Below are 22,398 nucleotides of genomic sequence, written 5' to 3'. Positions count from 1 at the left end.
CCCGACGAGACGTGCGCGGTGCCCGTGGCCTTTCGATGACGGCTCGCTCGGCCCCCGGACTCAACCTTGTGCGAAGGAGGACTGTGATGCCCAAGCTGGCGCTTTTCGGCCGGCCCGGCGCCGGGAAGACCACGCTCAGCGGCTTGCTCACGGTGGAACTGGCCGAAGCGGGCGCGGACGCCCGGATACTCAAGGTCGGCGCGCCGCTGTACGAGTTGCAGGCCGTTATCTACGCCGTGGCCGGCCGCCCGCTACCGGACGGGCGCGTGCAGGACGGCCAGTTGCTGAACGCCCTGGGCCTCCACGTCAGGCGGATCAATCCCGGAGCCCTCACCGAGGCTTTCGGGCTGCGGGTGCGGCAGGTGGAGCGGGACACCCCGCGGGCCGTTGTGCTGTGCGACGACATGCGGGCTGCGGACGTCGACGCGGTCACGGCTCTGGGGTTCCGCCTGGTCGAGGTCACGGCACCCGACCCCGTCCGGCTGGAACGCAAGGGCGGGAGGGGAGACCTGTCCGCGGGAGACGACCAGCACTCCACCGAGGCCGCCGTCGACGCCGTGCCGTGGCTGCGCGTGGACAACTCCGGCAGCCTCGACGACCTCCGGGCGCAGGCGGCCCGGATCATCCGGGAGGTCCTGCGGTGATACTCACCGGACCGGAGATCTTCCGGCAGCGTCTCCTGGGGGCCCTGACCATCGAGCCGTTCGACACTCGCCAGCTCAACCCCGTCTCCTACAACTACCGGCTCAGCCGCACCCTGCGCACTCACCGGGCCACTGTGATCGATACGCGTGCTGAGCACGAGCTGGAGGAGTTCGCCATCCCGGACGATGGCGTGGTGCTGCAGCCCGGCCGGGTCTACCTCGGCACCACGGTGGAGGCCATCGGCAGCACACGGTTCGTGCCGTCGCTGATCGGCCGCTCCTCGCTCGGCCGCCTGGGGATGTTCCTCCAGTACAGCGCGGACCTGGGCAACCTGGGTGCGTGCCACCGCTGGACGCTGGAGATCAAGGTGGTTCAGCCCTTGCGCGTCTACGCAGAGATGGTCACCGGCCAGGTCAGCTTCTGGACCGTCACCGGCGCCCGGCGGCCCTACGCCGGGTACTTCGGGCACATCGACGAGGCCGCCGTTCCGCCCGCCGGCCTGCTGACGGCGCCGACCGCCCGCTCGCCGTTCCCCCTGCCTCACCGGGCACGGAGGCTGCCGTGATCCTGACCGGTCCGCAGATCGCCCATGAGCATGCTCTCGGACGCCTGGTCCTCGACCCGTTCGACGAGGAGCAGGTCCAGCCGAATTCCTACAACCTCGCCCTGGGCCCCACCCTCATCCACTACACCGGCACCGTCCTGGACACCCGCCAGGAGAACGCGTTCGAGACGATGGTGATCCCGGACGAGGGGCTGGTGCTGAGTCCGGACCGCATCTACCTCGGGGCCAGCGTCGAGGTCCTGGGCAGCGACCACTACGTGCCCATCATCCGCTCACGCTCGGGCGCCGCCCGCCTGGGGATGTTCGTCCATGTCACCGCCGACCTCATCGACATCGGCTCGAAGGGGCAGACCACCTTCCAACTCCACGCGGTCCAGCCCGTACGCGTCCACGCCGGCGACCGCCTGGCCCAGGTCACGTTCTGGCGCACCCGCGGCAAGGTCGTGCTCTACACCGGCAAATACCAGGGATCCCAGGGACCCCAGCCCTCCCGGATCCACCGCGACGCCCTGCGGGAGAGGGCATGAGCGGCCACACCGGTGGCGACCTCGCCTCTCTGTGCACCGACCCGGCCGCACGCCTGCTCGTATCAGCGGCCTTCACCACGATCCGCGAGCGCTACATCCAGGCCCGGCACCAGATCGCCGCCGCGATCCTGGACGCCGACCAGGGCATCCACCTCGGACTGCACGTCGACGCCATGGTCGGCCGGGCCGCAGTCTGCGCCGAGGCCGGCGCCCTGTCCGCCGCCCGCCTCGCCACCAGCGCCCCGCTGATCGCGGTGGCGGCCGTCCGCTACCCCAAACCGACCGAGACCTGCGGCGCCCGCATCGTCCCGCCGTGCGGCCTGTGCCGCGAGCTGCTTCTCGACCACGCCCCCGACCTGCGTGCCGTCATCGCCGACGGCCCCCACGCCGGGCTCACCCCGCTCGCCATCCTGCTGCCGCACAAGTACGTGGGCACCAAGTGGCCCGCTGGCCCATCCCGACCCTGAACGCCGCGATCAACGGAGAAGACGATGGACTTCCGCACCCCTGCCCTGGACGCCCTGGCCCGCGAGGTCATCCCCGAGCAGCACTTCCAGTTCTCGGCCGCCACCGCCCGGGACCGGTTCTTCAACGACACCCGCATGCTCGACGTCAAACAGTGGGTCCACAACGCCTTCCGCACCAACCCGAAGTCGATGCTCGACCACATGCTCGATAACCTCGCCCTCAGTGGCAGCGAGCACCTGCTCGACCTCGGCTGCGGCAACGGCTTCATCCTCGAGCACCTGCGACCCCACCTCGCCGACGGCAGCATCACCGGCCTCGACATCGCCCCCGCCGTCCTGTCCGCCGCCGAGGAACGCCTCAAGGGCACCGCCACGCCGTGCCGATGGATCGAAGGCAGCGCCGACGACCTCTCCATGCTCGACACCGACGCGTTCGACCGCGTCATGGCCAACTACATGATCCACTACGTGCCGGACCTCGACCGGTGCTTCACCGAAGTCCGCCGGGTCCTGCGCCCGGGAGGACTCTTCCAGCTCACCACCGACCGCACCGACAGCATGCTCGAGATGTACGACATGCACTTCACGGCCCTCAAGGCCATGGGCGCACCCGAGGGCCTGTTCAAGGCCACCCCCAAAGGCCGGCTCTCCCTCGCCAACGGCGCCCCACAACTGCGCAAGCACTTCAAGCACGTCGAGACGGTCACCTGGCAGGACCAGCTGCGCTTCACCGACCCCGAACCGTTCATGCGCTTCTACCGGATCGGCCACAACCACTGCTGCGCCTCCTCCGAGCCCGACGAACGCCTGGGCGACGATTTCTTCACCGAGCTGCGTAACCGCGTCAGCACTCAGGTGCAGCACGCGATCGAGACCGACGGGTACTTCGCGGTGACCAAGTACACCGGGTCCTTCTTGTGCCGATGAACTTCCCGCCGTTCCGGCAAGGCACGCGCCGGCGCTTCGCTAGCGTCGGCCCGTGCCGCACCGGACGGCGCGGCACGGTGACGAGACCGGGAGAGAACCGATGGGCACGACGATCCGCAGGGCAGTGATTCCCGCCGCTGGACTGGGCTCCCGCCTGCTGCCGCTGACCAAAGCGATCCCGAAGGAGATGCTGCCGGTCGGCGACAAACCCGTCATCGAGCACACCGTGCGCGAGCTGGTGGCCTCCGGCATCACCGACATCACCATCGTCGTCTCCGGCGGCAAGAACCTCATCCAAGATCACTTCCGTCCCAACCCCGCCCTCGCCGAGCAACTGCGCGCCGACGGCAAAGCCGACTACGCCGACGCCGTCGAAGAAGTCGCCGAGCTCGCCCGCCAAGGTCACATCACCTACCTCGACCAGCACGGCCCCTACGGCAACGGCACCCCCGTCCTGAACGCCACCCGCAACTTCGGCGACGAGCCCTGCCTCGTGCTCTGGCCCGACGACGTCTTCGTCTCCGACATCCCCCGGGCACAACAGCTGATCCGCGCGTACGAGACTACTCACTGCCCCGTGCTCGCCCTGATGCCCATGGACCCTGCCGACTCCCCCCGCTACGGCGTGCCCGTGGTCAAAGAGGACTTGGACGACGGCCTGCTGCGCATCACCGGCCTGGTCGAAAAGCCCAAGCCCGAGGACGCGCCGTCGGCCTTCGCCGCGATCGGCGGCTACGTCATCACCCCCGCCATCGTCGAGGAACTGCGCGAACAAACCCGCCGCTGGTACGAGCACCGCACTGGCGAGGTCTACCTGACCGACGCCATCAACGCCTACGCCGCCCGCCGGGCCGTATACGGACAGGTCATCCAGGGCCGCTGGTACGACACCGGAAACCCCGCCGCCTACCTCGTCGCCCAGTTCGCCCACGCCCTCGCCCACCCCGAATACGGGCCGACCCTGCACCAGCTCGCCACCGACATCAGCACCCGACCCGCCAGCAACACGACCACCTGACCCGCCGCTCCGTTCGGGCCGCTCACCGGCCTGGCGAGCGGCCCGAACGGAGCACCCATGCCCTCCATGGACACCGTCGTGCTGTTCTACCCGCGCGGCGGCAGCGCCCAGGTCATCCGCTACCTCCTGCGCGAACTCAACATCCGCGGCTGGACGAACCGCCTCCACGCCGGCTCCCTCGGCGCCCCCGGCGACCCCTCCCACGGGCCGTCGTTCTACCAGGGGCTGGACCTCCGCCCGTACGACTACAACGACTCCTTCGCCGCGTTCCACCGCGGAGGCAACCCCCAGCGCACCCCGTTGCCGTTCCACCCCTCATACGAGGACCGCGGCGAGTGCCCCGACCCGCTCTTCGGCGCCGTCCCGCCCCTCGACGCCGACCGCCTCACCCGTGCCTGGACCCACCACCTGGCCACCCACCGCAGCACGGGCACTGGCCTGGTGCACCTGCACCACCTCAGCCACCTCCAGACCAGCGTCCGCGCCACCTACCCGAACACCCCCGTGGTCACCACCCTCCACGGCACCGAACTCAAACTCATCGACGGCATGGCCCGGCGCGTCAACCTGGCCCAACGCATCGGCATCTCCCTGCACGACCTGGCCCGCCTCCTCCATACGGACAATCCACACCGCCGCGCCGAAGCACAACGCATCGCGAAAGCCGCCGCCCTGGACGCCGCCGACACCGAACTGCTCACCATCACCGCATGGCAGAAGTGGATCCACTCCCCGTACTGGCTCACCCGCCTGCGCCAGGCTGTACCCCACGCCGGCCACCTCTTGGCCGTCTCCGAGCACGACCGGGACCTGGCCCAGCGCCTACTTGACCTCGACCACGAACTTCCCGTCATCCCCAACGGCGTCGACACCCGCACCTTCCACCCGCAACAGCTCGACAAGCAGCGCTGCCTGGAGCACCTGCGGCACTGGCTCGTCACCAACCCGCACGGCTGGGCCCCCGGTGGCACGCCGGGCTCCCTCCGCTACACCGACACCGACCTCCGCCGCCTCCGCGACCCCGCCGGGAACCTCCGGCCGCTGCTGCTCTGGGTGGGCCGGTTCCTCGACTTCAAACGCGTCCCCGTCCTCCTGCGCGCCTTCGCCACCGCTCGCGTCCGCCTCGACCCCGCGCCAGTCCTGCTCATGTGGGGCGGCTACCCCGGCGAATACGAAGGACAGCACCCCTACGAACTCGCGCAGGACCTGGGGATCGAGGACGACGTCTTCTTCGCCGGCTGGCGCGGGCACGACGAACTGCCCACCGGCCTCGCCTGCGCCGATCTCATGGTCGCGCCGGCCGTGGGCGAGCCCTTCGGCATGATCTACCTCGAGGCCATGGCCTGCGGCACCCCGCCCATCGCCACCGCCACCGGCGGCCCGCTCCACACCATCGTCCCCGGCGGACCCCGTGCCACCGGCTGGCTCGTCAAACCGGACGACCCCGACGACCTCGCCGACACCCTCATCACCGCCCTGGCCAACACCGCAGAGCGCAAACGGCGCGGCACCAACGGCCGCTCCCGCATCGAGAACGCCTACAGCTGGAGCCGCACCGCAGACCGCTACGTCGCCGCCTACCACCAGGCCGCCGCGCACTGACCAAGACCAAGCCCTACCCGGCCCATACCCGTACACCGAAGGAGACCCATGCCCAGTATCAACGGCCTGCTCCTCGACATGAACGGCCTCTTCCGGCACTGGCACAACACCGGCGCCCACACCAGCGAGCAGCGCGCCGGACTCCCCACCAGCACCATCGCCCGCTACGCGTACGATCACCCGTCCTACCGCCTGGCCAGGGTCGGCGTCCTTACCGACCAGCAGTGGGCTTCCGACGTCATCGACCGCCTGGCGAACGACTACGGACCGACCATCCGTAACCACCTCGGACCTTGGCGAGCCGACCGTGGAGAACCGGACCAGACGATGACCGCCCTTCTGCAGGCAATCCGTGAACACCTTCCCGTCGGCGTCCTGTCCAACTGCACCGACGCCCTCCACACGGACCTCAAGCTCCACGGCATCGAGTTCGACTTCGTCTTCCCCTCCGCGGACCTGGGCGTCGACAAACCCTCCCCCCTCGCCTACCGGGCCGCCGCCGACCTCATGAGTATCCCTCCAACCGCCCTGGCCTACTTCGACGACGAACCGACCTTTGTCCTGGCCGCGCGGTCCGTCGGCATGAAAGCGCACCTGTTCAACGGCGTAGACGACTTCATCGCCCGCCTGCGCCACCTCGGCGTGCCCTTGGCCGACATATCCTAAAGTGCAGAACTGTCGCCCGTGAGGCCCGGCTACGCGCCGCGATACACAGACTGATGCGCTGACTCCCGGGACGCGCTACGGCGGAGAGCGACCATCGCGGCGCGAATGCGCTCCGCCGTGTCGGATGCCTCTTCCGGGGACGGGGACAGGACGCCGTTCTCGCTCATCAGGGCGTGGAACTGCTGCTCCTGGTAAGGAATACCGGGAGGCAACCCGGCGATGTGCCAGTGCAGATGGGCGTTTCCCTGCTGGCTCCCGAGCGAGTACAAGTACGTCCGCTCAGGGCCCAGGACAGCCTCGGCGGCGAGAGCGGCCTCGCGGACGAACAGCATGAGCCGGGTGTAAGCCGTCTCGTCCAAGTCGCGAACGACATGCTCAACGTGCCGCCTTGGGGCGACGAGAACCTTCCCGGGCAGCGTGGGCCACCGGTCCAGGAACGCGACGTGGTCGTCATCCTCGAACACGGTCTCGTGAGGGTAGTCCGGGTGCCCGCGGAGAAAGGCGCAAATGAAGCAAGGGCCGGTCTGCGAACGCTCGACGTAAGCCTCAAGATTCATGTGCTGCCGCCCCATGAACGCTCACCCTACGGCCGCGCCACAAGCGTTCGCCCTGCAGCAGCCTGCGCATCACCCGTCCGGAGTGCTAGCGCGCGGGGCATGCATGCCTACTGGCCGCCAAGCAGGCGGCGCAGCATGCTGCGTAGTCCGCACGGGCGTTGCTCGGGGAGCGGGGCGGGCGGCGCTCATGGGCGGGAACCTGCTCGGATTCCGCCCGGCGCCGGGCGCCCCGCCGCGATACTGCGGCCATGATGACCCCCGCACCTTTCTCCCGCATCAAGATCCGCACGGGCACCCTCGTGTTCTGCGGCACCGACGTGGCTCTGATCCGCCGCGACCGCCCCGGCTCCGTCCACTACACCCCGCCCGGCGGCAACGTCGAGCCCGGCGAGGACCTGAACACCGCCCTCCGCCGCGAACTCCTCGAAGAACTCGCCCTCGACATCGCGCAGGCGAGCGAGCCGGAGCTGCTGTGGGTCGTCGACCAGCGGGTGCCCCGTCCTGGTGATACACCGCCCCCGCGCAAGCTGCACCTGCTCTACCGGCTTCACATCCGCCAGGACGTCCGGGCGGCTCTGGCCACCGAAGAGCACGACGAGCTGGAGGACGGCACCCACGAGGTGGGGGTGATTGAGTGGGCGGACTACCGCAAGACCGCCGATCTGCCGATCTTCCCGCCCATCGGCTCGGCCCTCGCGAGTCTGTCCAGCCCTGACGCCAGGGTAACCAATGCCGCGCTGCCACCGGTTACCGATGACAACTACCAGTGGGTATGACTCCAGCGGCTCCGAACCGCCAGCCCAGTGAGCCGAATTGGCTCACGCAATTCCGACAACTCCCCAGGCACACCAAGTCCACTACACGCCTTGGGGGTCCGCACCATGCCGACAACCCCACGACCAACACTGCTCAGCACGCCTCACGGCTGCTCATGGTGGGTGGGGGATGGGAAATGACTGGGAAATGATAAAGGCATGTTGCTGCTAGTTAATGCTAGGAGGCGTGAAACTGCTAGTGCCGTGCGGTTCGTTGTCAGCTGTCCCTGAGGGCCCGTCAGGTCCTCGGTTCGTCCACGAGCCGGTCGCTCAGCTCCCGCCCGCCCGGATGCCGGTGGCGCCACACCCAGAAGACCGCGGTCGACACCGCCGCCCACGCCGCCAGCACCGCGAAGGGGAAGATGTGCTGGTGACGGCCGAAGTACACCGCTGTGTGCTGGGCGTTGACCGACGCGCCGGGCGGGAGCCAGCGGCCGATGACGCCGAGGGGGGACGGGAGGAGGGGCCAGGAGACGGCGCCGCCGGAGGACGGGTTGCCGAGGATGACCATCAGGCCCCAGGTCGGGATCATCGCCCAGCGGCCGAACAGGGTGTTGAACATGGTGAAGACCATGCCGGTGGTGAACATCGTCAGGCTCAGGATGAACCAGGACTCGGCGAACGGCAGACGCAGGGCGCCCAGGCCCCAGTCGACGGCGGCGCAGATGGCGAAGCCGCCGAGGGCGGCGAGGGCGAGGATGAAGGCGATCCGTTCCGACGGGTTGAGATCACGGGCGTTGACGTTCAGCTGGATGGCGCCGACGAAGCCCAGGATCACGGCTGCGAGCGTGATGTAGAACAGGGCCAGACCGCGTGGGTCGCCGCGCTGGAGGGGGTTGACGTCGGTGACGGCGACGGGCACCTTGATCGCGGCGCCCACCTTCGGGGCGGTTTCGGCCAGGAGTTGGGCGACAGTGGCGCCCGAGGCACCCGAGACGTCGAGCGCGGCTCCGTCCCCCCGCGGCCAGAGGATGGCGAACACCCGCTGCTCCTCCACCGCGTCCCGCGCGGCCGCGTAGCTGTCGTAACGGCGCAGCTCCAGCGACGTGTCCAGGGCGTCCTCCATGCCCTGCACGAAATCCGCCTGTTTGACCTGGGAGACCGGATCCGCGGTCACGGCGGTGGGGATGCGGTGCGGGGTGGGGTTGGCCATGGCGTAGGTGTACGAACCGGCGAACAGCCCCGCCGCGGCCGCGGCGATGAGGACGATGACGGTCGCCGGGAAGAACGGCGAGTGCCGGAACCGGGCCCACGGGCCCCGCTCCTCGGTCCGGCCCTCCGTCGCCATGCGGCCAACGTAGACGGAAGGGACGCACGGCGCGGCATGGGGAAGGCCCGAACGGGGTACCCGAGGGCGTATGACCGCGCACACTCCCGGCACCCGCGTCGCCGTGGTCACCGGCGCCGACTCCGGCATCGGCCGCGCCACCGCCGCCCGGCTCGCCGCCCAGGGCATGGACATCGGCATCACCTGGCACAGCGACCGCGAGGGCGCCGAGCGCACGGCCGTCGAAGTACGCGCCCACGGGCGCCGGGCCGCCGTCGCGCGACTGGACCTGACCGACCTTCCGGACGCCGCCGACGTCATCGACCGGTTCGCCGACGAACTCGGCCGGATCGACGTCCTGGTCAACAACGCCGGCGTCGGATCGGCCACGCCCTACCTCGACCTCACCCTGGAGACCGTCCGGCAGGTCATCGACGTCGACCTCGTCGGCCCGCTCCTGTGCGGACAGCGCGCCGCCCGCCGGATGATCGAGCAGGGCGACGGCGGCCGGATCGTCAACGTCACCAGCGTCCACGAGCACCAGCCGCGCGTCGGCTCCGCGCCCTACTGCGCGGCCAAGGGCGGACTCGGGCTGCTCACCCAGGTGATGGCCCTGGAACTGGCCGAGCACGGGATCACCGTCAACGCCGTGGCCCCCGGCGAGATCGCCACGCCCATGACCCGGCAGGTGGACATCGACGTCCACCAGCAGCGCAGGCCCGGCATCCCGCTCGGCCGGCCGGGGGACGCCCGCGAGGTGGCGGCGGTCATCGCCTTCCTCAGCGGGCCGGACGCGGCGTACGTCACCGGCGCGTCCTGGACGGTGGACGGCGGCATGCTGCGCATGGGGCCGCACGCCGGGTCGCACCTGTGGGACGACACCTGGCGGCGCGTCTGACGCTCACGGCTCTCCGTCGTCCCCGTACCCGATCACCGGCTCGTCCGGGACGACGTGCATCGCCGCCTCCTCGGCCGAGGCTGCGCCGCCGTTGACCCCCACGTCCCGGGCGAAGACGTCGTTGCGCCGGGGCGGCATGACGTCGAGGGTCGCGGTGAGCCGGCCGGCGCGCTCGTCGCCGACCTCCTCGTCGATCGGCTCGCCGTCCCCGCCCGGCTGGTCGCCGATGCCGTCCCCGTCGGGCACGGCGATCTCGGGAAGCTCCTCGGCCAGCCGCTGGTCGAGGCTCTCGCGCTCCAGCTGCTCGCGGGCCGTCGTGCCGTGGCGGCCGACGCCCAGCGGCCTCTCCGGGGGCGAGTAGCCCTCGTCGAGCACCTCGTCGAGGAGGTCGCCGTCGAGCGCGTTCTCCAGGTCAAGGTCGGCGACGTTGTCCCGGCGGTCGGAACGGGCCGGCTGGTAGACCTCGTCACCCATCACGTCGTCGGACATGCTGCGCTCTCCTTCCTCGCGCCCGTCCCCGCGGCGACGGCACACCTCCAGTCTCCTCCGTGCGCCTGCCCCGCGCTCCTCGGAGCGGAACGGCGGGCAGGTGGAGGGTTCAACGAGCAGGTCAGGCGGTCGGCCGGGGGCCGAGCAGGCCGACGACGGCGGCCATGTCCCCGTCCCCGTGCCCCGCGGTCACCCCGCGCTTCATCAGCTCGAACACCGGCGCGAACAGCTCGGTGCTGACGCCCTGCGCCCGGCTCACGTCCCCGATGCTGTCGTGCGAGACCTGCATCGCCAGGGTGGAACCCGTGGCGGAGTAGTCGCCCGAGTCGACCTTCGCCGCCATCCCCGGCAGAATGCCGCCGATCGCCCGCAGCCAGGGCAGCAGCAGGTCCTCGGTGAACTCCGCCACGGGGACGCCCGCCGACCGCACCAGCGCGGCCGCGTGGAAGAACCCGCCGAACATGCCGTACATGCCGCTCAGCAGGGCCAGGTCGGCCAGCGGCGCCAGCCCGTGGTCCGTACCGAGGTGGACCGGGCGGGCCAGGGCCGCCAGCACCCCGCTCCACCGGTCGTACGCCTCCTCGGGGCCGCTGTAGATCACCAGGGCCTCCGGCCGGCCGATCATCGCCGGCACCGCCATGATGCCGCCGTCGAGGTACTCGGCCCCCAGCTCCGCCACCCGCCGCGCCAGCGCGCGGGCCTGCTCGGGCGAGCCGTTGGTGACATTGACGACCGTCCTGCCCTTCAGCCGGGGGCCGGCCTCCTCCAGCAGGGCCGTGGCGGCCGGGTAGTCGAGGACGCAGACGACCACCAGCCCGGCCGCCTCCACCGCGTCACCGGCGGACGCCGCCCGCAGGGCGCCGCGCGCGACCGGGCCGTCGGCCTTCGCGGCCGTACGGTTCCACACCGTGACGCGGTGCCCGGCGGCGAGGAACGCGTCGGCCAGGGCGGTGCCCAGGCTGCCCAGGCCGAGGACGGCGACGGACGCGGGGGTGGTGCTCATCATGAACTCCCTTGCTCTGCGGTATCGATGGGGTACTGATGGGGCCATCCGTCCCGATGGCCACGTCCGTCAGTCTGCGAGACGCGGGAGGGCCTGCCAAGTACGTACTTTTTTGTGCGTACTTACCTTTTGACCAGTGCCTTCCGGTGATCCAGGGGGCGCGCCATTCCAGCCTGTCCGGCGTTTGAGGACGAACGCGGCGCAGCCGCGTTGCCCCCGCGCGGAGCGCGTGAGAAACGGTGAAAGGGCGGGGCGGGGGCACAACCACCGACAGGGCATCACCAGGGGCTGCCTCCGCGGGCCGGCCGCATCCATGATGGAGCTCCGCGCGCCATCGGCCACAGGAGGGGAGCCGTGCAAGAGCACACCCACGACCACATCGTCGTCGGAGCCGGATCCGCCGGGTGCGTGCTCGCCGCGCGGCTGAGCGAGGACCCGGACGTCCGCGCCCTGCGGCTGCTCATGGACATCGCCGCCCGCCCCGCCCCGCGGCCGCACCGCGGCGCCGACCACCTGGTGCCGCCCTCGGACCGCGAGGACGACCTCCTCGCCCACGCCCGGCGCGAGGCGCACTCCCTGTTCCACCCCGCGGGCACCTGCGCGATCGGCCCGGTCGTCGATCCCGAACTGCGGGTGCACGGCGTGCGGGGACTGCGGGTCGTCGACGCCTCCGTCATGCCGACGCCGGTGCGCGGCAGCACGAACGCCCCCGTCGTCGCGGTCGCGGAGAGGGCGGCCGACCTGATCCGGGGTGGCTGACCGGCCCGTTCGGCACAGGCCGGTCGGGGGCTGGAGCATCGCGCCGTCCTGTTGGATGATCTTGGTGTCATGCCCGCAGGACCACAGCTCCACGACAACCGCTGTCCAGAGAGGTCTGTTTCATGCAGCACGAGACGAACATCCCGTACGAGACCGGCTCGGAGGCGTACGACACCGCCACCCTGCGCGAGATCTCGCAGCGCGTCCTGTGGCTCGCCACCGCCATCGTCGACGCCGCCAACCGCGGCCGGCCCAACGACACCGGCATCAAGGTCGGCGGACACCAGGCGTCGTCCGCGTCGATGGTCGACATCATGGTGTCGCTGTGGTTCCACGAACTGACCGCAGAGGACCGCGTCTCGGTCAAGCCGCACGCCTCGCCCGTGCTGCACGCCGTCAACTACCTGCTCGGTGACCTGGACCCCGCCTACCTGACCACCCTGCGGGCCAAGGGCGGCCTGCAGAGCTACCCGAGCCGGCTCAAGGACCCCGACACCGTCGACTTCTCCACCGGCTCCGTCGGCATCGGCGCCACCGCCACCGTGTGGGCCGCGATGGCCCACCGCTACCTGCTCTCCCGCTCCGACGCGACGCCCCCCGCCGGCCGGTTCATCGGCCTGATCGGCGACGCCGAGCTGGACGAGGGCGCGATCTGGGAGGCCGTCGCCGACCCCGCGGTCGCCTCGCTCGGCGAACTGCTGTGGGTCGTCGACCTCAACCGCCAGTCCCTGGACCGGGTCGTGCCCGACGTCCAGATCGGCCGCCTCCAGGGCATGTTCGAGGCGGCGGGCTGGCAGGTCGTCACGCTCAAGTGGGGCCGCGAGGTCGAGGAGATCTTCCGGCGGCCCGGCGGCGAGGCGCTGCGGCGCCGGCTGGAGGAGATGCCCAACGAGGAGTACCAGCGCCTCCTGCGCGCCGACGGCGCCGAACTGGCCGGACGGATAACCGGAGACGCGGCCGACGATCCCGTCCTGCGAGCGCTCGTCGACGAGCTCGGGCCCGCCCGGCTCCACCGCGCCCTGCGCGACCTCGGCGGCCACGACATCGGGCTGCTGCTGGACACCTACCGCACCGTCGACCCCGGCCGGCCCACCGTCGTCTTCGCCTACACCGTCAAGGGCCGCGGCCTGCCCACCGAGGGCCACCCCAGCAACCACTCCGCCCTGCTGACCGGCGAGCAGATGACCGCCCTCGCCAAGTCCTGCGGCACCGACGAGGCCGACCCCTGGCGGGCGTTCGACCCCGGGACGCCGGCGGCCGAGCTGTGCGTCCGCCGCGGCGGGCACCTGCGGCGCACCCCGGTCGTCCCCGAGGGGCCCACCGCCCTGCCCACCTCCTTCGGCCGCCCGCACAAGGCGGCGATCTCCACCCAGGCCGCCCTCGGCCGGTTCCTCACCGACCTCACCCGCAAGGTGCCCGAGGCCGCCGCCCGCGTCGTCACCTGCAGCCCGGACGTCGCCTCCTCCACCAACCTCGGCGGCTGGATCAACAAGACCGGCGTCTGGTCGGCCGAGGAGCGCCGCGACTGGTTCGCCGACGACGCCGAACGGCTGCTCAAGTGGTCCGAGGGCAGCGGCGGACAGCACATCGAGCTGGGCATCGCCGAGGTCAACCTCGTCAGCCTGCTCGGCGAACTCGGAGCCACCTGGAGCCGCTGGGGACAGCGGCTCATCCCCATCGGCACGCTCTACGACCCGTTCGTCTCGCGCGCCCTGGAGCCCTGGTCGTACGGCATCTACGCCGGCGGGCAGTCCATCCTCGTCGGCACGCCCTCCGGCGTGACCCTCTCCTCCGAGGGCGGCGCCCACCAGTCCATCACCACCCCCTCCATCGGCCTGGAGCAGCCCGGCTGCACCGCCTGGGAACCGGCGTTCGCCCAGGACCTGGAGTGGTGCCTGCTGGAGGCCATGGGCCAGGTCGGCGTCCCCGGCGGCAGCTCCGCGTACTTCCGCCTGTCCACCCGGCCCGTCGACCCGGCGCTGGCCGGCCCGCCCGCCGACGAGGCGCTCCTGGAGCGGCGCCGCCGCCAGGCCGTCGCGGGCGGCTACCGGATCACCGGCCACGACCCCGCCACGGAGCAGGTCACCCTCGTGGGCGTCGGGGCCATGATGCCCGAGGTCGTCCGGGCCGCCGAACTGCTCGCCGGCCAGGGCGTCACGGCCGGCGTCGTCTGCCTCACCAGCCCCGACCTGGTCTTCCGCTCGATGCAGACCCGCGGCCGCCTTTCCGGCGGGGACGGCGGCGGCATCGTCGACGTCCTCTTCCCGGCCGGGCACCCCGCGCCGCTGGTCACCGTCCTCGACGGACATCCGCACACCCTGGCGTTCCTCGCGGGCGCGCGGGGCGACCGGATCCGCTGTCTGGGCGTCACGGAGTTCGGCCAGTCCAGCGACCTGTACGACGCGCACGCGCTGCACGGCATCGACGCCGTCTCCGTCGTGGACGCCGCGCTCACGCTGCTCGGGCGCTGACGGTCATCGGTCCGGCGGCTGTCATCGGTCTACCGGCGGCAGCCGCCGGTAGACCGAGCTCAGCAGATGGTCCTTGGCCGGGCCGGTGGTCCGCCAGCGCAGGTGCCACTCGTCCGGCGAGACGACCGTGAACGTGCCGTCGTACCGGTCGGCCGCGCACGGGTGGCGGACGGTCCACCGGCCGGTGCGCAGGTCCAGGTCGTGGAACGGCCGGCCGTCGGCGAACGTCACCGCGGCCGTGCCGTCCGGCCCGGGGGCCAGGCCGAGCGTGCGGCCCGCGTCGACCGCGGTGCCGCCCCAGCGCAGCTCCCCGTCCTCGACGTGCAGCACGCGGCCGCCGGCGCCGGCCCGTTCGAAGCGCGCCGTGCCGCGGAACGTTCCGGCGCTGTCCGTGCGCAGATCGAGCAGCTCGCGCTCGACCGCCCACCGGCCGGTCAGATAGGCCACGGCGTCGGGGACGGGATGCGGGGCGGCGGATCTCATGCCTCCATTGTCCCTGCCGCACACGGAGTGAAATGTCCGGTTTATAGGTATCTGGGAAGCTTGTCGCATGGAGACTCGGTTCCGTTCGCTCGTCGCGCACTGGCCCGCCGTCGTGCCGGTCCTCGCCTTCGTCGTCCTCGCCCTGACCTGGGGCCGCTCGCTGAACGCGGGACTGGTGACGCTGGTCGGCTGCTGCCTGGCCGGGGCGGTGCTCGCCGCCGTCCACCACGCGGAGGTGATCGCGCACCGGGTCGGCGAACCCTTCGGCTCCCTCGTCCTGGCCCTCGCGGTGACCGTCATCGAAGTGGCCCTCATCGTGACCCTGATGGCCGACGGCGGCGACAAGGCCAGCTCGCTCGCGCGCGACACCGTCTTCGCGGCCGTCATGATCACCTGCAACGGCATCGTCGGCCTGTCCCTGCTGGTGTGCGCGGCGCGGCGGCGGGTCGCGGTGTTCAACCCCGAAGGCACGGCGGCGGCCTTCGGGACGGTGGCGACGCTGGCCGGACTGAGCCTGGCCCTCCCCACGTTCACCACCAGTACCCCCGGCCCCCGCTTCTCCTCGGCCCAGCTCGTCTTCGCCGCCCTGGCCGCGCTCGTCCTCTACGGCCTCTTCGTCGCGACGCAGACCATCCGGCACCGCGACTACTTCCTCCCGGTGACCGCCGAGGGCGAGGTCATCGACGCCGAGGAACACGCGGACCCGCCCTCCAGCCGCACGGCCCTGACCAGCCTCGGCCTGCTGGCCGTCGCCCTGGTCTCGGTCGTCGGCCTGGCCAAGGGCGTCTCGCCCACCATCGAGTCCGCCGTGGCCGCCGCCGGCCTGCCCGCCTCCGTCGTCGGCGTCGTCATCGCCCTCCTCGTCCTCCTCCCCGAAACCATCGCCGCCGTCCGCGCCGCCCGCCGCGACCGCGTCCAGACCAGCCTCAACCTGGGCCTGGGCTCGGCCATGGCCAGCATCGGCCTGACCATCCCCGCCGTCGCGGTGGCCTCCATCTGGATGGAAGGGCCCCTGGTCCTGGGCCTGGGGGCCTCGCACATGGTGCTGCTGGCGCTGACGGTGGTGGTGGGGACGCTGACGGTCATCCCGGGGCGGGCGACCCTGCTGCAGGGAGGCGTTCATCTGGCGCTGCTGGGGGCCTATGTGGTGCTGGCGGTGAGCCCGTGAGGGCGCTTCAGCGGGGTCCGGGAGCGCGTTCCCAGGGTGCCCGGGGGGTCGGGTAGAGCCTTCAGCTGTCGTTCAGGCTGGTGTGGTTCCACCAGCCTTGCCTTCCGACCTGGAAGTCCACCTCGCCGGCATCCTCCGCGATGCGAGCCTTGTACACCTTGCCGATCGGTAGAGGGCTGGTGGTCACCACCTCATGGGGGTCTTCGATCCCCAGGACGATGGTGTCCGGGACCTGGTCCATGACCGCCTGTTCGATGTTGAGCGGATGACCGAGCGGATCCGTGATGGTGATGACCTCGTCCCAGTTCGGGTGCTGTGCGAGTCGGTGTGCGAGATGCGTCTCTTCTCCTTGTCCGAAGAGCAGGTAGGTGAGGGCGTACGGGTAGCCGGTCCCGCCGAGTTGGCGGAAGTGCTGTACGTCCTGCGGCGGGCAGTTGGCCTTGGTCGTCCTGCCGTCCAGCATCGGCTCGAACTTGCGGTTGCCGTCGGGATCGACCACGACCCGTTCCAGGATGACGTCGAACGACGGCTTGTTGCCATTGGGGATGTCGCTCAGCGGGAAGTGTTCCGGGGAGTACAGGGAGTAGAAGACCCTCTCGTCCTCGTTCTCCGCCAGGTCCTCCAGGTAGGCCGTACGTACCTCGTCGGTGAGACGGATCTTCGCGATCATCTGGTAGGCGTGCGCCGGTTGGTGATAGAGCGCCAGATGATAGGCGAAGACCGTTGCCTTGCCGATCAGCAGAAAACGGTGATAGCCGTGCGGGTCTTGCGCGTCGTGACGATCGTCCTGTCGCGTGGTCACGGTGCGGCTCCATCCTGTGTCGAAGTGGCTGTCGCCCGTCGTCGGGCCCAGAAGGGGCGGTGGGCCCAGCGGGCTTCCCGGGCGTAGACCGTGCGCAGGCCGTGGAGGTAGGCGGTGTGCGCCGCCCGCACCCTTGCCGCGTGGTCCTCCAGGGCGGTGTCCTCGCCCCGCAGCCGGGCGTCGAGAGCCTGGCCGGCGCTCATCCCGGTGTACAGGGCGGTGATTATTCCTTGCGCGGCGAGCGGGTCGAAGGCAACGGCCGCGTCTCCGGCCGCGATCCACCCGTCCCCGTACACCCGGTCCAGATGCGCGCTGTGCGCGGGTGCCCTGCGCAGCGCGGCGTCCGGTGGTGGGCTGTGCCGGCGGGCTCTTTGTGCTACATGCGGTACCGCCAACATCCGTTGTATGAAGTCCGGTTGGCCGACCGGAGCCGCTGCGGGAAGGTCGGCGTCGGTGAAGCGGGCGACCAGGCGTCGACGGGACGGCAGGAGTGCGGTGTACCACCAGCCGTCCTCGTCGGACACCACCAGTGAGGACCCGTCGGCCGCGTCGGCCGCCGCCGCGGGTGCCAGCGTCAGGTGAACGGCCGCCAGACGGTTGTGGAGGTTCCGCCGGGCTCCACAGCGAGTGGCGACGGCGGCGCGGCGACCGGTGGCATCGACCACCCACGCGCAGCGCACGGTGCGATCGGCACCGCGGCGGCGCAAGGTCAGGATCCGTCCACCGTCCCGGTGTCGGACCGGCCGGTGGACGGAGGTGCGTTCGGCGACCTCTGCTCCTGACGCCCGGGCCGCCTCGCGCAGCCGCCGGTCGAACAAGCGCCGGTCCAGGTGCCAGCCGTGGCCGTGCGGGTCGTTGATGAAATCCACCGTGTGCAACGCGGGCGAGCCCCAGGCCGACAGGTTGGCGTAGCAGGGCAGATGCCCGGTGCCGAGGACCGTGTCGGCCGCGCCGAGGTCGTCCAGCAGCACCCGGCCGACCGACACCATCGCCTCCCCGATCGGTGGTGGGCCGGTGCCGGCATCGGCCAGCAGCACTCGCCGCCCCGCCCGGGCGAGGGCGAGGGCGGCGGCGCAGCCGGCCGGACCGCCGCCCGCCACCACCACGTCGTACCGGTCGGCCGGGTTCATTGGACGGGGCGGAACGGGTCGACCTTATCGATGAAGTCGGCGGAGATTTCCTCACGTTCGTAGCCGGTCAATCGCAGGGCGAGGACGACGGCCCGTTCGATGTCACGGCCGGCTTCGGCGGGCGAGGCTTGAGGATTGGCCTGGGGAACATGGAGGTTGACCAGATTGCGGGTGTGCGGCGCCTGGTCGAGTGGTGCGCCGGGGCGGGACTCCACCAGCATCTTCTCGGGGAACTTGCCGTCGCCGACCGTGTAGTCGCGCACTTCGACGATCCCGAGCTTCGGCCAGTCCGTGACCATCTGCTGGAGCTGCTGCTGGTTGTTGCCCTTCAGGCCGCGCAGCCAGACCGCGCGATGCTCGAATGCGGTCGACCGTTCGAGGTCGGCGTCCGCGCGTCCCGTGCCGCTGGAGTCGGGCGCGGTGTTCACCGTGGCGAAGTCGTCCTGTGTGAGTACCTGGTTGGGTACCTGTGCGGGCCAGAAGGCCGGAAGATAGGGGCTGTAACGAGCCCCGAGATCGGCCGCGACCTCGTAGCCCGAGCGGCAGCTGGCCGTATCGGTCTGCCAGGGAACAGCCATCCAGCGGGTGAGGTCTCCGGGCCCCTGGGCGTACAGCGGGCCGGACCTGGACAGCGCCTCGTCCGGGGTGAGGTGCTCCCCGTAGTCCCGTTCGGGCTCGGCTCCACGATGCTGGATCCGGAAGGGTTCCGCATACATGGTGTCGTGGCGGACCGGCCATGTGATCTCGCAGCCGGGGTGGAAGGCGTCGGCGATGCAGTAGTCCAGCGCCGCACGGTCGAGTGTGCCGGGCTGCTCGGCGACCAGTGCCTGGTCGACGTCGGCATGCCGGGCGCGCCGGTGCACGGAGACGAAGTCTCCGGCGGCCCAGCGTTCCAGCTTCCATTGCTGAGTGGAGGAGAGCACCATGTGCTGCAGATCCGATTGGGCGGGGACGGCCATCCCGTCGCCGTAGATCCAAGGCCAAGGGCGCGGAGAAGGCCCGTCCCGGTCGTAGTCGCGCAACGCGGTATATACCTGGCGACGCAGTTCCCTGTTTCGATGGGAGTTGTCGGCGAGGCGAGCCAGCATTTCCGGGTCCAGGAAGTAGCCGGGCCCCTGCCAGCCGTATTGGGCGGCGAAACCACGGTTGACCCACTGCAGTTCACAGAAACGGCGAAGGATCGGCTCGATGTCGTCGGAGAACGAGATCTGCTGTGGACGCGGCAGCCGGCCGGTCCTGATGAAGAGGTCCTCGAGCAGGTCGTAAAGGGTACGGACGGTCTTCACAGGCGGGGCGTAGTCCGGCGGGCCGACAACGACCCACGCCGGGTCCGCGACCATCTGCTTGCCGTCGACGGTGACGGTGGCCGTCACGGGGCCGTCGGAGGTGTCGTCGTACCAGGTGTCGTTGTTGGCGAAGGTGGTGACGGGCTGGTTCGCATAGGACGCCGAAGCACCCATGCCACCGAGGATCAGGAGCCGCCCGTCGGCCTGGGTGAGGATTTCGCCCAGATAGACCGTCTGTTCCATGATCTTTCCGGTGTCGAATCTCTCCGTCGCGGGGCGGGACGCGAAGACGGTCCGGGGCCCTGGGTCGATCACCAGCTTGTGCCGGTCGTCGTGCTTGACATCGAAGTTCCGCAGGGCGTACTGCTCCGGCTTCAGTCGCCTCGCGTCGGGGATGTCGAGTGCGAGATGGAACTGGTACCAGGCGGCCTTCTTGTTGGCCAGGTGTACCGTCCAAGCGATCTCGGAGACGTCCGGGTCGTCTTGTGTGAGTTCCCGTACGACCTGGCCGTGCTGGTCGTAGCCGTAGATCCGAAAGCGTGCGGCCTGCCTCTTGACGGCCCCCGCCGCGTCCTTGTAGTAACCGGGTGGTTTGGGCTCCTGGTCGGGTGATTCCGGACCGATGAAGAAACCGTCCTCACTGGTGCTGTTGCCGACCCGTGCCACACCGATCGCGGGGTGAATCTTTACGCGCACAATTTCTTGAGTCATGAACATCCCATCCGCCGCGTCATTCCGGAAAACTGAAAGTAGCGTTCTCGGCCCCGGCCTTCCACGGGGCGGTGTGAAATCCAGCCCTTCGCCCACTCGATGAGGGTGCCGAGCCGGTCTGCGGAGTGGTCGCGTCCGGAGAAAGGATCCCTGGTGGACGGGCCGTCGGCCGGAAGCGTCAGGCAAGGGGCGTATGGCGTGGACTTGTCCGGTTCGGATCGTTTGCATGTTCCGTCACCGAAATGCCTTTGGGCGGGGAGGGTTCCTGGGGGCGGAGCGTTGTGTGCGGCGAGATGGTGATGGTGGCGCCGGTTCTTCGACGGCGCCGCAGAAGAGATCTTTGCTGTCGGGTACGCCGGTTGGTCCTCCGCAAGGAATGGACCCGCCCCGGTGCCCAGTTGGACTCCATCGGCGCCGGCGGACTGTGCCAGACCCGCTTCGCCGCCAACGCCGGCTGCGGCTCCGCCTGTTCGCCGCCGCTGCCCGGCTCGTTGCCACCGTCTGCCGCCGACACCTCGGATCGGCCAACCGCCGCCCTGGATCGAGGAGATCGCGGACACCCTCGACCGGCCGTACGCCCCGTGAACCCCTGCCGGTCAGGCGCCGGAGCCGTGAAACCGGCGTTCACGCGACGTGACGGCCGGGCCCTTGGTGTCTACGGCTCCTGGCAACCCTGTGCCGCCCGGTTCACGGCGGCGGAGCCGGCCGGGCGGGTCGATCCGGTGAGGGCGGCGAAGCCGAAGTGCCCGTCGAGGACCCGGCCGGGAGAGACGATGCCCGCACTCGCCGTGACAGTGCCTGCTACACCGTGCCCGTCAGGCGCCGGCGCGTGCGGGACGGGGCCGTCGCGGGCAGCTCCGCGAGGATGTCGGCGATCGATACCCCGGCGAGGCTGTGCCGCCACGCCTCGTGCGCCGCGGCCATCTTCCTGGCGATGGTGCAGGGCGTCCGGCACTCCTCGGGAGGGAACGCCCCCCGCCCCTGCTGGCGGATCTCGCGGCACTCGTAGGGGGACGACGCGCCGTCGACCGCCTCGACGATCTCCAGGAGCGTGATGTCGGAGGCGCTCCGCGCCAGCCGGAAGCCGCCCCGCGGGCCGGTGGTCGCGCTGAGCAGGCCCGCCTTGACGAGCGACTGGAGCTGCTTGGCGAGGTACGGCGCCGGCAGGCCGTAGTACTGGGCGAGTTGGGCCGCCGACGCGGTCGCTCCCGGATCGAGCTGCGCCAGCGTCGTGGCGCAGTGCAACAGCCATTCGGTGCTCACGGGAAGCTTCATGTCCGAATTCTATCCCGGATATTGCGGATCCATGAGGTCCGGGATAGCGTCGGAGCGGGAAGCAGACAGACAAAAAGGGGAGATTCGTCATGCGCATTGCCGTCGCCGGTGCGACCGGGAACACCGGTGCACTCACCGTCGCCGCTCTCGAACGGGACGGGCACGACGTCGTCCGCATCAGCCGTTCGCTCGGCGTGGACCTGACGACCGGTGAGGGGCTCGACGACGCACTGGCCGGCGTCGAGGCGGTCGTCGACGCCACCAACGGACCGGTCGCCGACCGGGCGGAGGCGGTCGCCTACTTCGGCACCACCACCCGCAACCTGCTCGCCGCCGAGGAGCGCGCGGGCGTCCGCCACCACGTCCTGCTCTCGATCGTCGGCATCGCCGATATCGAGGGCAACGCGCACTACGCGGGCAAGCGGGAGCAGGAACGCCTCGTGGCCCAGGGGGCCGTGCCGTGGACGATCGTGCCGGCCACGCAGTTCCACGACTTCGCCGTGATGGCGGCCGGCTGGGCCGAGCGGGACGGGGCCGCCGCCATCGCCCCGCTCCTCGTGCAGCCGATCGCGCCCGCGGACGTCGCGGACATCCTGGCCGAGATCGCCACGGGCGCGCCGCAGGGACGTTACGCCGACGTCGCCGGGCCCGAGACGCAGGACCTGGTGGACATGGCCCGGCGCACCCTCGACGCGCAGGGCCGCAAGGTACGGCTCGTGCCGACGTGGTCGGGGCTGTTCGGCGCGACGATGGCCGGCGAGGTGCTGCTGCCCGGCGAGGGCGCCCGCATCGCGCCGACCACCTTCGAGGACTGGCTCGCCGGGCAGCGCTGAGCGGGTCGGGCGAAGTCCGCCGCGGTTCGGGGCC

General features: G+C 70.7%; 23 protein-coding genes. 14 read left to right on the top strand and 9 right to left on the bottom strand.

Annotated elements, in window-relative coordinates; translation table 11 throughout:
* The first annotated feature begins 86 nt into the window (after positions 1-86).
* From I5Q34_RS03100 to I5Q34_RS03065, 8 genes are all read left to right on the top strand, one after another.
* On the top strand, positions 87-644 hold the full coding sequence (locus tag I5Q34_RS03100) for a hypothetical protein (protein ID WP_199890499.1): 558 nt from the start codon (positions 87-89) through the stop codon (positions 642-644).
* Positions 641-1,210: a deoxycytidine deaminase gene (locus tag I5Q34_RS03095; protein ID WP_199890498.1), complete on the top strand. Its 570-nt coding sequence runs from the start codon at positions 641-643 to the stop codon at positions 1,208-1,210. Before I5Q34_RS03100 ends, I5Q34_RS03095 begins: the two co-directional genes overlap by 4 nt.
* Complete coding sequence (locus tag I5Q34_RS03090; protein WP_199890497.1) at positions 1,207-1,737, top strand: dCTP deaminase; 531 nt, start codon at positions 1,207-1,209, stop codon at positions 1,735-1,737. The genes I5Q34_RS03095 and I5Q34_RS03090 overlap by 4 nt, the downstream gene beginning before the upstream one ends.
* Positions 1,734-2,204, top strand: coding sequence for a hypothetical protein (locus I5Q34_RS03085; protein WP_199890496.1), 471 nt, complete (start codon positions 1,734-1,736; stop codon positions 2,202-2,204). Before I5Q34_RS03090 ends, I5Q34_RS03085 begins: the two co-directional genes overlap by 4 nt.
* Before the next feature lie 24 nt (positions 2,205-2,228).
* Positions 2,229-3,131 carry a class I SAM-dependent methyltransferase gene (locus I5Q34_RS03080; protein ID WP_199890495.1) on the top strand — a complete coding sequence of 301 codons (903 nt, stop codon included), beginning with the start codon at positions 2,229-2,231 and terminating at the stop codon, positions 3,129-3,131.
* Between the two features lie 100 nt (positions 3,132-3,231).
* Entirely contained in the window at positions 3,232-4,149 is a 918-nt protein-coding gene (locus tag I5Q34_RS03075) for a UTP--glucose-1-phosphate uridylyltransferase (RefSeq protein WP_199890494.1), read from the top strand.
* 57 nt (positions 4,150-4,206) lie between these two features.
* Positions 4,207-5,751: a glycosyltransferase family 4 protein gene (locus I5Q34_RS03070; protein WP_199890493.1), complete on the top strand. Its 1,545-nt coding sequence runs from the start codon at positions 4,207-4,209 to the stop codon at positions 5,749-5,751.
* 48 nt (positions 5,752-5,799) lie between these two features.
* Positions 5,800-6,417 (top strand): HAD family hydrolase, encoded by a 618-nt coding sequence (locus I5Q34_RS03065; protein WP_199890492.1) that lies wholly within the window; start codon positions 5,800-5,802, stop codon positions 6,415-6,417.
* A gap of 29 nt (positions 6,418-6,446) precedes the next feature.
* On the opposite strand, the gene I5Q34_RS03060 is transcribed toward I5Q34_RS03065, so the two are convergent.
* Positions 6,447-6,881 (bottom strand): HIT family protein, encoded by a 435-nt coding sequence (locus tag I5Q34_RS03060; RefSeq protein WP_277965697.1) that lies wholly within the window; start codon positions 6,879-6,881, stop codon positions 6,447-6,449.
* A gap of 341 nt (positions 6,882-7,222) precedes the next feature.
* Here I5Q34_RS03060 and I5Q34_RS03055 point away from each other — a divergent pair, with 341 nt between their 5' ends.
* Positions 7,223-7,750, top strand: coding sequence for an NUDIX hydrolase (locus I5Q34_RS03055; RefSeq protein ID WP_199890491.1), 528 nt, complete (start codon positions 7,223-7,225; stop codon positions 7,748-7,750).
* A gap of 277 nt (positions 7,751-8,027) precedes the next feature.
* On the opposite strand, the gene I5Q34_RS03050 is transcribed toward I5Q34_RS03055, so the two are convergent.
* Positions 8,028-9,077 carry an ABC transporter permease gene (locus I5Q34_RS03050; protein WP_199890490.1) on the bottom strand — a complete coding sequence of 350 codons (1,050 nt, stop codon included), beginning with the start codon at positions 9,075-9,077 and terminating at the stop codon, positions 8,028-8,030.
* Between the two features lie 70 nt (positions 9,078-9,147).
* Here I5Q34_RS03050 and I5Q34_RS03045 point away from each other — a divergent pair, with 70 nt between their 5' ends.
* Positions 9,148-9,954 (top strand): SDR family oxidoreductase, encoded by an 807-nt coding sequence (locus tag I5Q34_RS03045; RefSeq protein ID WP_199890489.1) that lies wholly within the window; start codon positions 9,148-9,150, stop codon positions 9,952-9,954.
* A 3-nt stretch (positions 9,955-9,957) separates the two neighbouring features.
* On the opposite strand, the gene I5Q34_RS03040 is transcribed toward I5Q34_RS03045, so the two are convergent.
* Together I5Q34_RS03040 and I5Q34_RS03035 are read right to left on the bottom strand one after the other, a co-directional pair.
* Positions 9,958-10,443 carry a DUF5709 domain-containing protein gene (locus I5Q34_RS03040; RefSeq protein WP_199890488.1) on the bottom strand — a complete coding sequence of 162 codons (486 nt, stop codon included), beginning with the start codon at positions 10,441-10,443 and terminating at the stop codon, positions 9,958-9,960.
* A 121-nt stretch (positions 10,444-10,564) separates the two neighbouring features.
* Positions 10,565-11,446 carry an NAD(P)-dependent oxidoreductase gene (locus I5Q34_RS03035; protein WP_199890487.1) on the bottom strand — a complete coding sequence of 294 codons (882 nt, stop codon included), beginning with the start codon at positions 11,444-11,446 and terminating at the stop codon, positions 10,565-10,567.
* A gap of 354 nt (positions 11,447-11,800) precedes the next feature.
* Here I5Q34_RS03035 and I5Q34_RS03030 point away from each other — a divergent pair, with 354 nt between their 5' ends.
* On the top strand, positions 11,801-12,205 hold the full coding sequence (locus tag I5Q34_RS03030; RefSeq protein WP_199890486.1) for a GMC oxidoreductase: 405 nt from the start codon (positions 11,801-11,803) through the stop codon (positions 12,203-12,205).
* Between the two features lie 122 nt (positions 12,206-12,327).
* Complete coding sequence (locus I5Q34_RS03025; RefSeq protein WP_199890485.1) at positions 12,328-14,676, top strand: pyruvate dehydrogenase; 2,349 nt, start codon at positions 12,328-12,330, stop codon at positions 14,674-14,676.
* 21 nt (positions 14,677-14,697) lie between these two features.
* Here I5Q34_RS03025 and I5Q34_RS03020 read toward each other — a convergent pair whose 3' ends face one another.
* Positions 14,698-15,159 carry a DUF6314 family protein gene (locus tag I5Q34_RS03020; protein ID WP_199890484.1) on the bottom strand — a complete coding sequence of 154 codons (462 nt, stop codon included), beginning with the start codon at positions 15,157-15,159 and terminating at the stop codon, positions 14,698-14,700.
* 67 nt (positions 15,160-15,226) lie between these two features.
* Between I5Q34_RS03020 and I5Q34_RS03015 the strand changes: the two genes are divergently transcribed.
* On the top strand, positions 15,227-16,327 hold the full coding sequence (locus I5Q34_RS03015; protein ID WP_199890483.1) for a calcium:proton antiporter: 1,101 nt from the start codon (positions 15,227-15,229) through the stop codon (positions 16,325-16,327).
* Between the two features lie 61 nt (positions 16,328-16,388).
* Here the strand turns inward: I5Q34_RS03015 and I5Q34_RS03010 are convergent, their stop codons facing one another.
* The 4 genes from I5Q34_RS03010 to I5Q34_RS02995 all read right to left on the bottom strand — a co-directional run bounded on the left by I5Q34_RS03010 (position 16,389) and on the right by I5Q34_RS02995 (position 21,531).
* Complete coding sequence (locus I5Q34_RS03010) at positions 16,389-17,129, bottom strand: hypothetical protein (RefSeq protein ID WP_199890482.1); 741 nt, start codon at positions 17,127-17,129, stop codon at positions 16,389-16,391.
* Positions 17,126-18,259 (bottom strand): NAD(P)/FAD-dependent oxidoreductase, encoded by a 1,134-nt coding sequence (locus I5Q34_RS03005; RefSeq protein WP_199890481.1) that lies wholly within the window; start codon positions 18,257-18,259, stop codon positions 17,126-17,128. The genes I5Q34_RS03010 and I5Q34_RS03005 overlap by 4 nt, the downstream gene beginning before the upstream one ends.
* The gene (locus tag I5Q34_RS03000; RefSeq protein WP_307811633.1) at positions 18,256-20,352 is read right to left on the bottom strand and encodes a LodA/GoxA family CTQ-dependent oxidase; all 2,097 of its coding nucleotides are present in this window, start codon (positions 20,350-20,352) and stop codon (positions 18,256-18,258) included. Before I5Q34_RS03000 ends, I5Q34_RS03005 begins: the two co-directional genes overlap by 4 nt.
* 705 nt (positions 20,353-21,057) lie before the next feature.
* The gene (locus tag I5Q34_RS02995; protein WP_199890480.1) at positions 21,058-21,531 is read right to left on the bottom strand and encodes an Rrf2 family transcriptional regulator; all 474 of its coding nucleotides are present in this window, start codon (positions 21,529-21,531) and stop codon (positions 21,058-21,060) included.
* Between the two features lie 89 nt (positions 21,532-21,620).
* On the opposite strand from I5Q34_RS02995, the gene I5Q34_RS02990 reads away from it, so the two are divergent.
* Entirely contained in the window at positions 21,621-22,364 is a 744-nt protein-coding gene (locus tag I5Q34_RS02990; RefSeq protein ID WP_199890479.1) for an SDR family oxidoreductase, read from the top strand.
* Positions 22,365-22,398: the final 34 nt, after the last annotated feature.

It is taken from the genome of Streptomyces sp. AV19, from assembly GCF_015999245.1.
Classification (GTDB): Bacteria; Actinomycetota; Actinomycetes; order Streptomycetales; family Streptomycetaceae; genus Streptomyces.
Note: the sequence above shows the minus strand (reverse complement) of the source record. Positions and strands in the feature narration are given on the sequence as shown.

What these genes read in the sequence shown, in the direction of transcription:
- I5Q34_RS02990 (WP_199890479.1), top strand. Translation starts at nt 21,621, where the DNA reads ATGCGCATTGCCGTCGCCGGTGCGACCGGGAACACCGGTGCACTCACC.
- I5Q34_RS03075 (WP_199890494.1), top strand. Translation starts at nt 3,232, where the DNA reads ATGGGCACGACGATCCGCAGGGCAGTGATTCCCGCCGCTGGACTGGGC.
- I5Q34_RS03020 (WP_199890484.1), bottom strand. Translation starts at nt 15,159, where the DNA reads ATGAGATCCGCCGCCCCGCATCCCGTCCCCGACGCCGTGGCCTATCTG.
- I5Q34_RS03085 (WP_199890496.1), top strand. Translation starts at nt 1,734, where the DNA reads ATGAGCGGCCACACCGGTGGCGACCTCGCCTCTCTGTGCACCGACCCG.
- I5Q34_RS03045 (WP_199890489.1), top strand. Translation starts at nt 9,148, where the DNA reads ATGACCGCGCACACTCCCGGCACCCGCGTCGCCGTGGTCACCGGCGCC.
- I5Q34_RS03055 (WP_199890491.1), top strand. Translation starts at nt 7,223, where the DNA reads ATGATGACCCCCGCACCTTTCTCCCGCATCAAGATCCGCACGGGCACC.
- I5Q34_RS03050 (WP_199890490.1), bottom strand. Translation starts at nt 9,077, where the DNA reads ATGGCGACGGAGGGCCGGACCGAGGAGCGGGGCCCGTGGGCCCGGTTC.
- I5Q34_RS03025 (WP_199890485.1), top strand. Translation starts at nt 12,328, where the DNA reads ATGCAGCACGAGACGAACATCCCGTACGAGACCGGCTCGGAGGCGTAC.
- I5Q34_RS03070 (WP_199890493.1), top strand. Translation starts at nt 4,207, where the DNA reads ATGCCCTCCATGGACACCGTCGTGCTGTTCTACCCGCGCGGCGGCAGC.
- I5Q34_RS03005 (WP_199890481.1), bottom strand. Translation starts at nt 18,259, where the DNA reads ATGAACCCGGCCGACCGGTACGACGTGGTGGTGGCGGGCGGCGGTCCG.
- I5Q34_RS03065 (WP_199890492.1), top strand. Translation starts at nt 5,800, where the DNA reads ATGCCCAGTATCAACGGCCTGCTCCTCGACATGAACGGCCTCTTCCGG.
- I5Q34_RS03035 (WP_199890487.1), bottom strand. Translation starts at nt 11,446, where the DNA reads ATGAGCACCACCCCCGCGTCCGTCGCCGTCCTCGGCCTGGGCAGCCTG.
- I5Q34_RS03080 (WP_199890495.1), top strand. Translation starts at nt 2,229, where the DNA reads ATGGACTTCCGCACCCCTGCCCTGGACGCCCTGGCCCGCGAGGTCATC.
- I5Q34_RS03015 (WP_199890483.1), top strand. Translation starts at nt 15,227, where the DNA reads ATGGAGACTCGGTTCCGTTCGCTCGTCGCGCACTGGCCCGCCGTCGTG.
- I5Q34_RS02995 (WP_199890480.1), bottom strand. Translation starts at nt 21,531, where the DNA reads ATGAAGCTTCCCGTGAGCACCGAATGGCTGTTGCACTGCGCCACGACG.
- I5Q34_RS03040 (WP_199890488.1), bottom strand. Translation starts at nt 10,443, where the DNA reads ATGTCCGACGACGTGATGGGTGACGAGGTCTACCAGCCGGCCCGTTCC.
- I5Q34_RS03100 (WP_199890499.1), top strand. Translation starts at nt 87, where the DNA reads ATGCCCAAGCTGGCGCTTTTCGGCCGGCCCGGCGCCGGGAAGACCACG.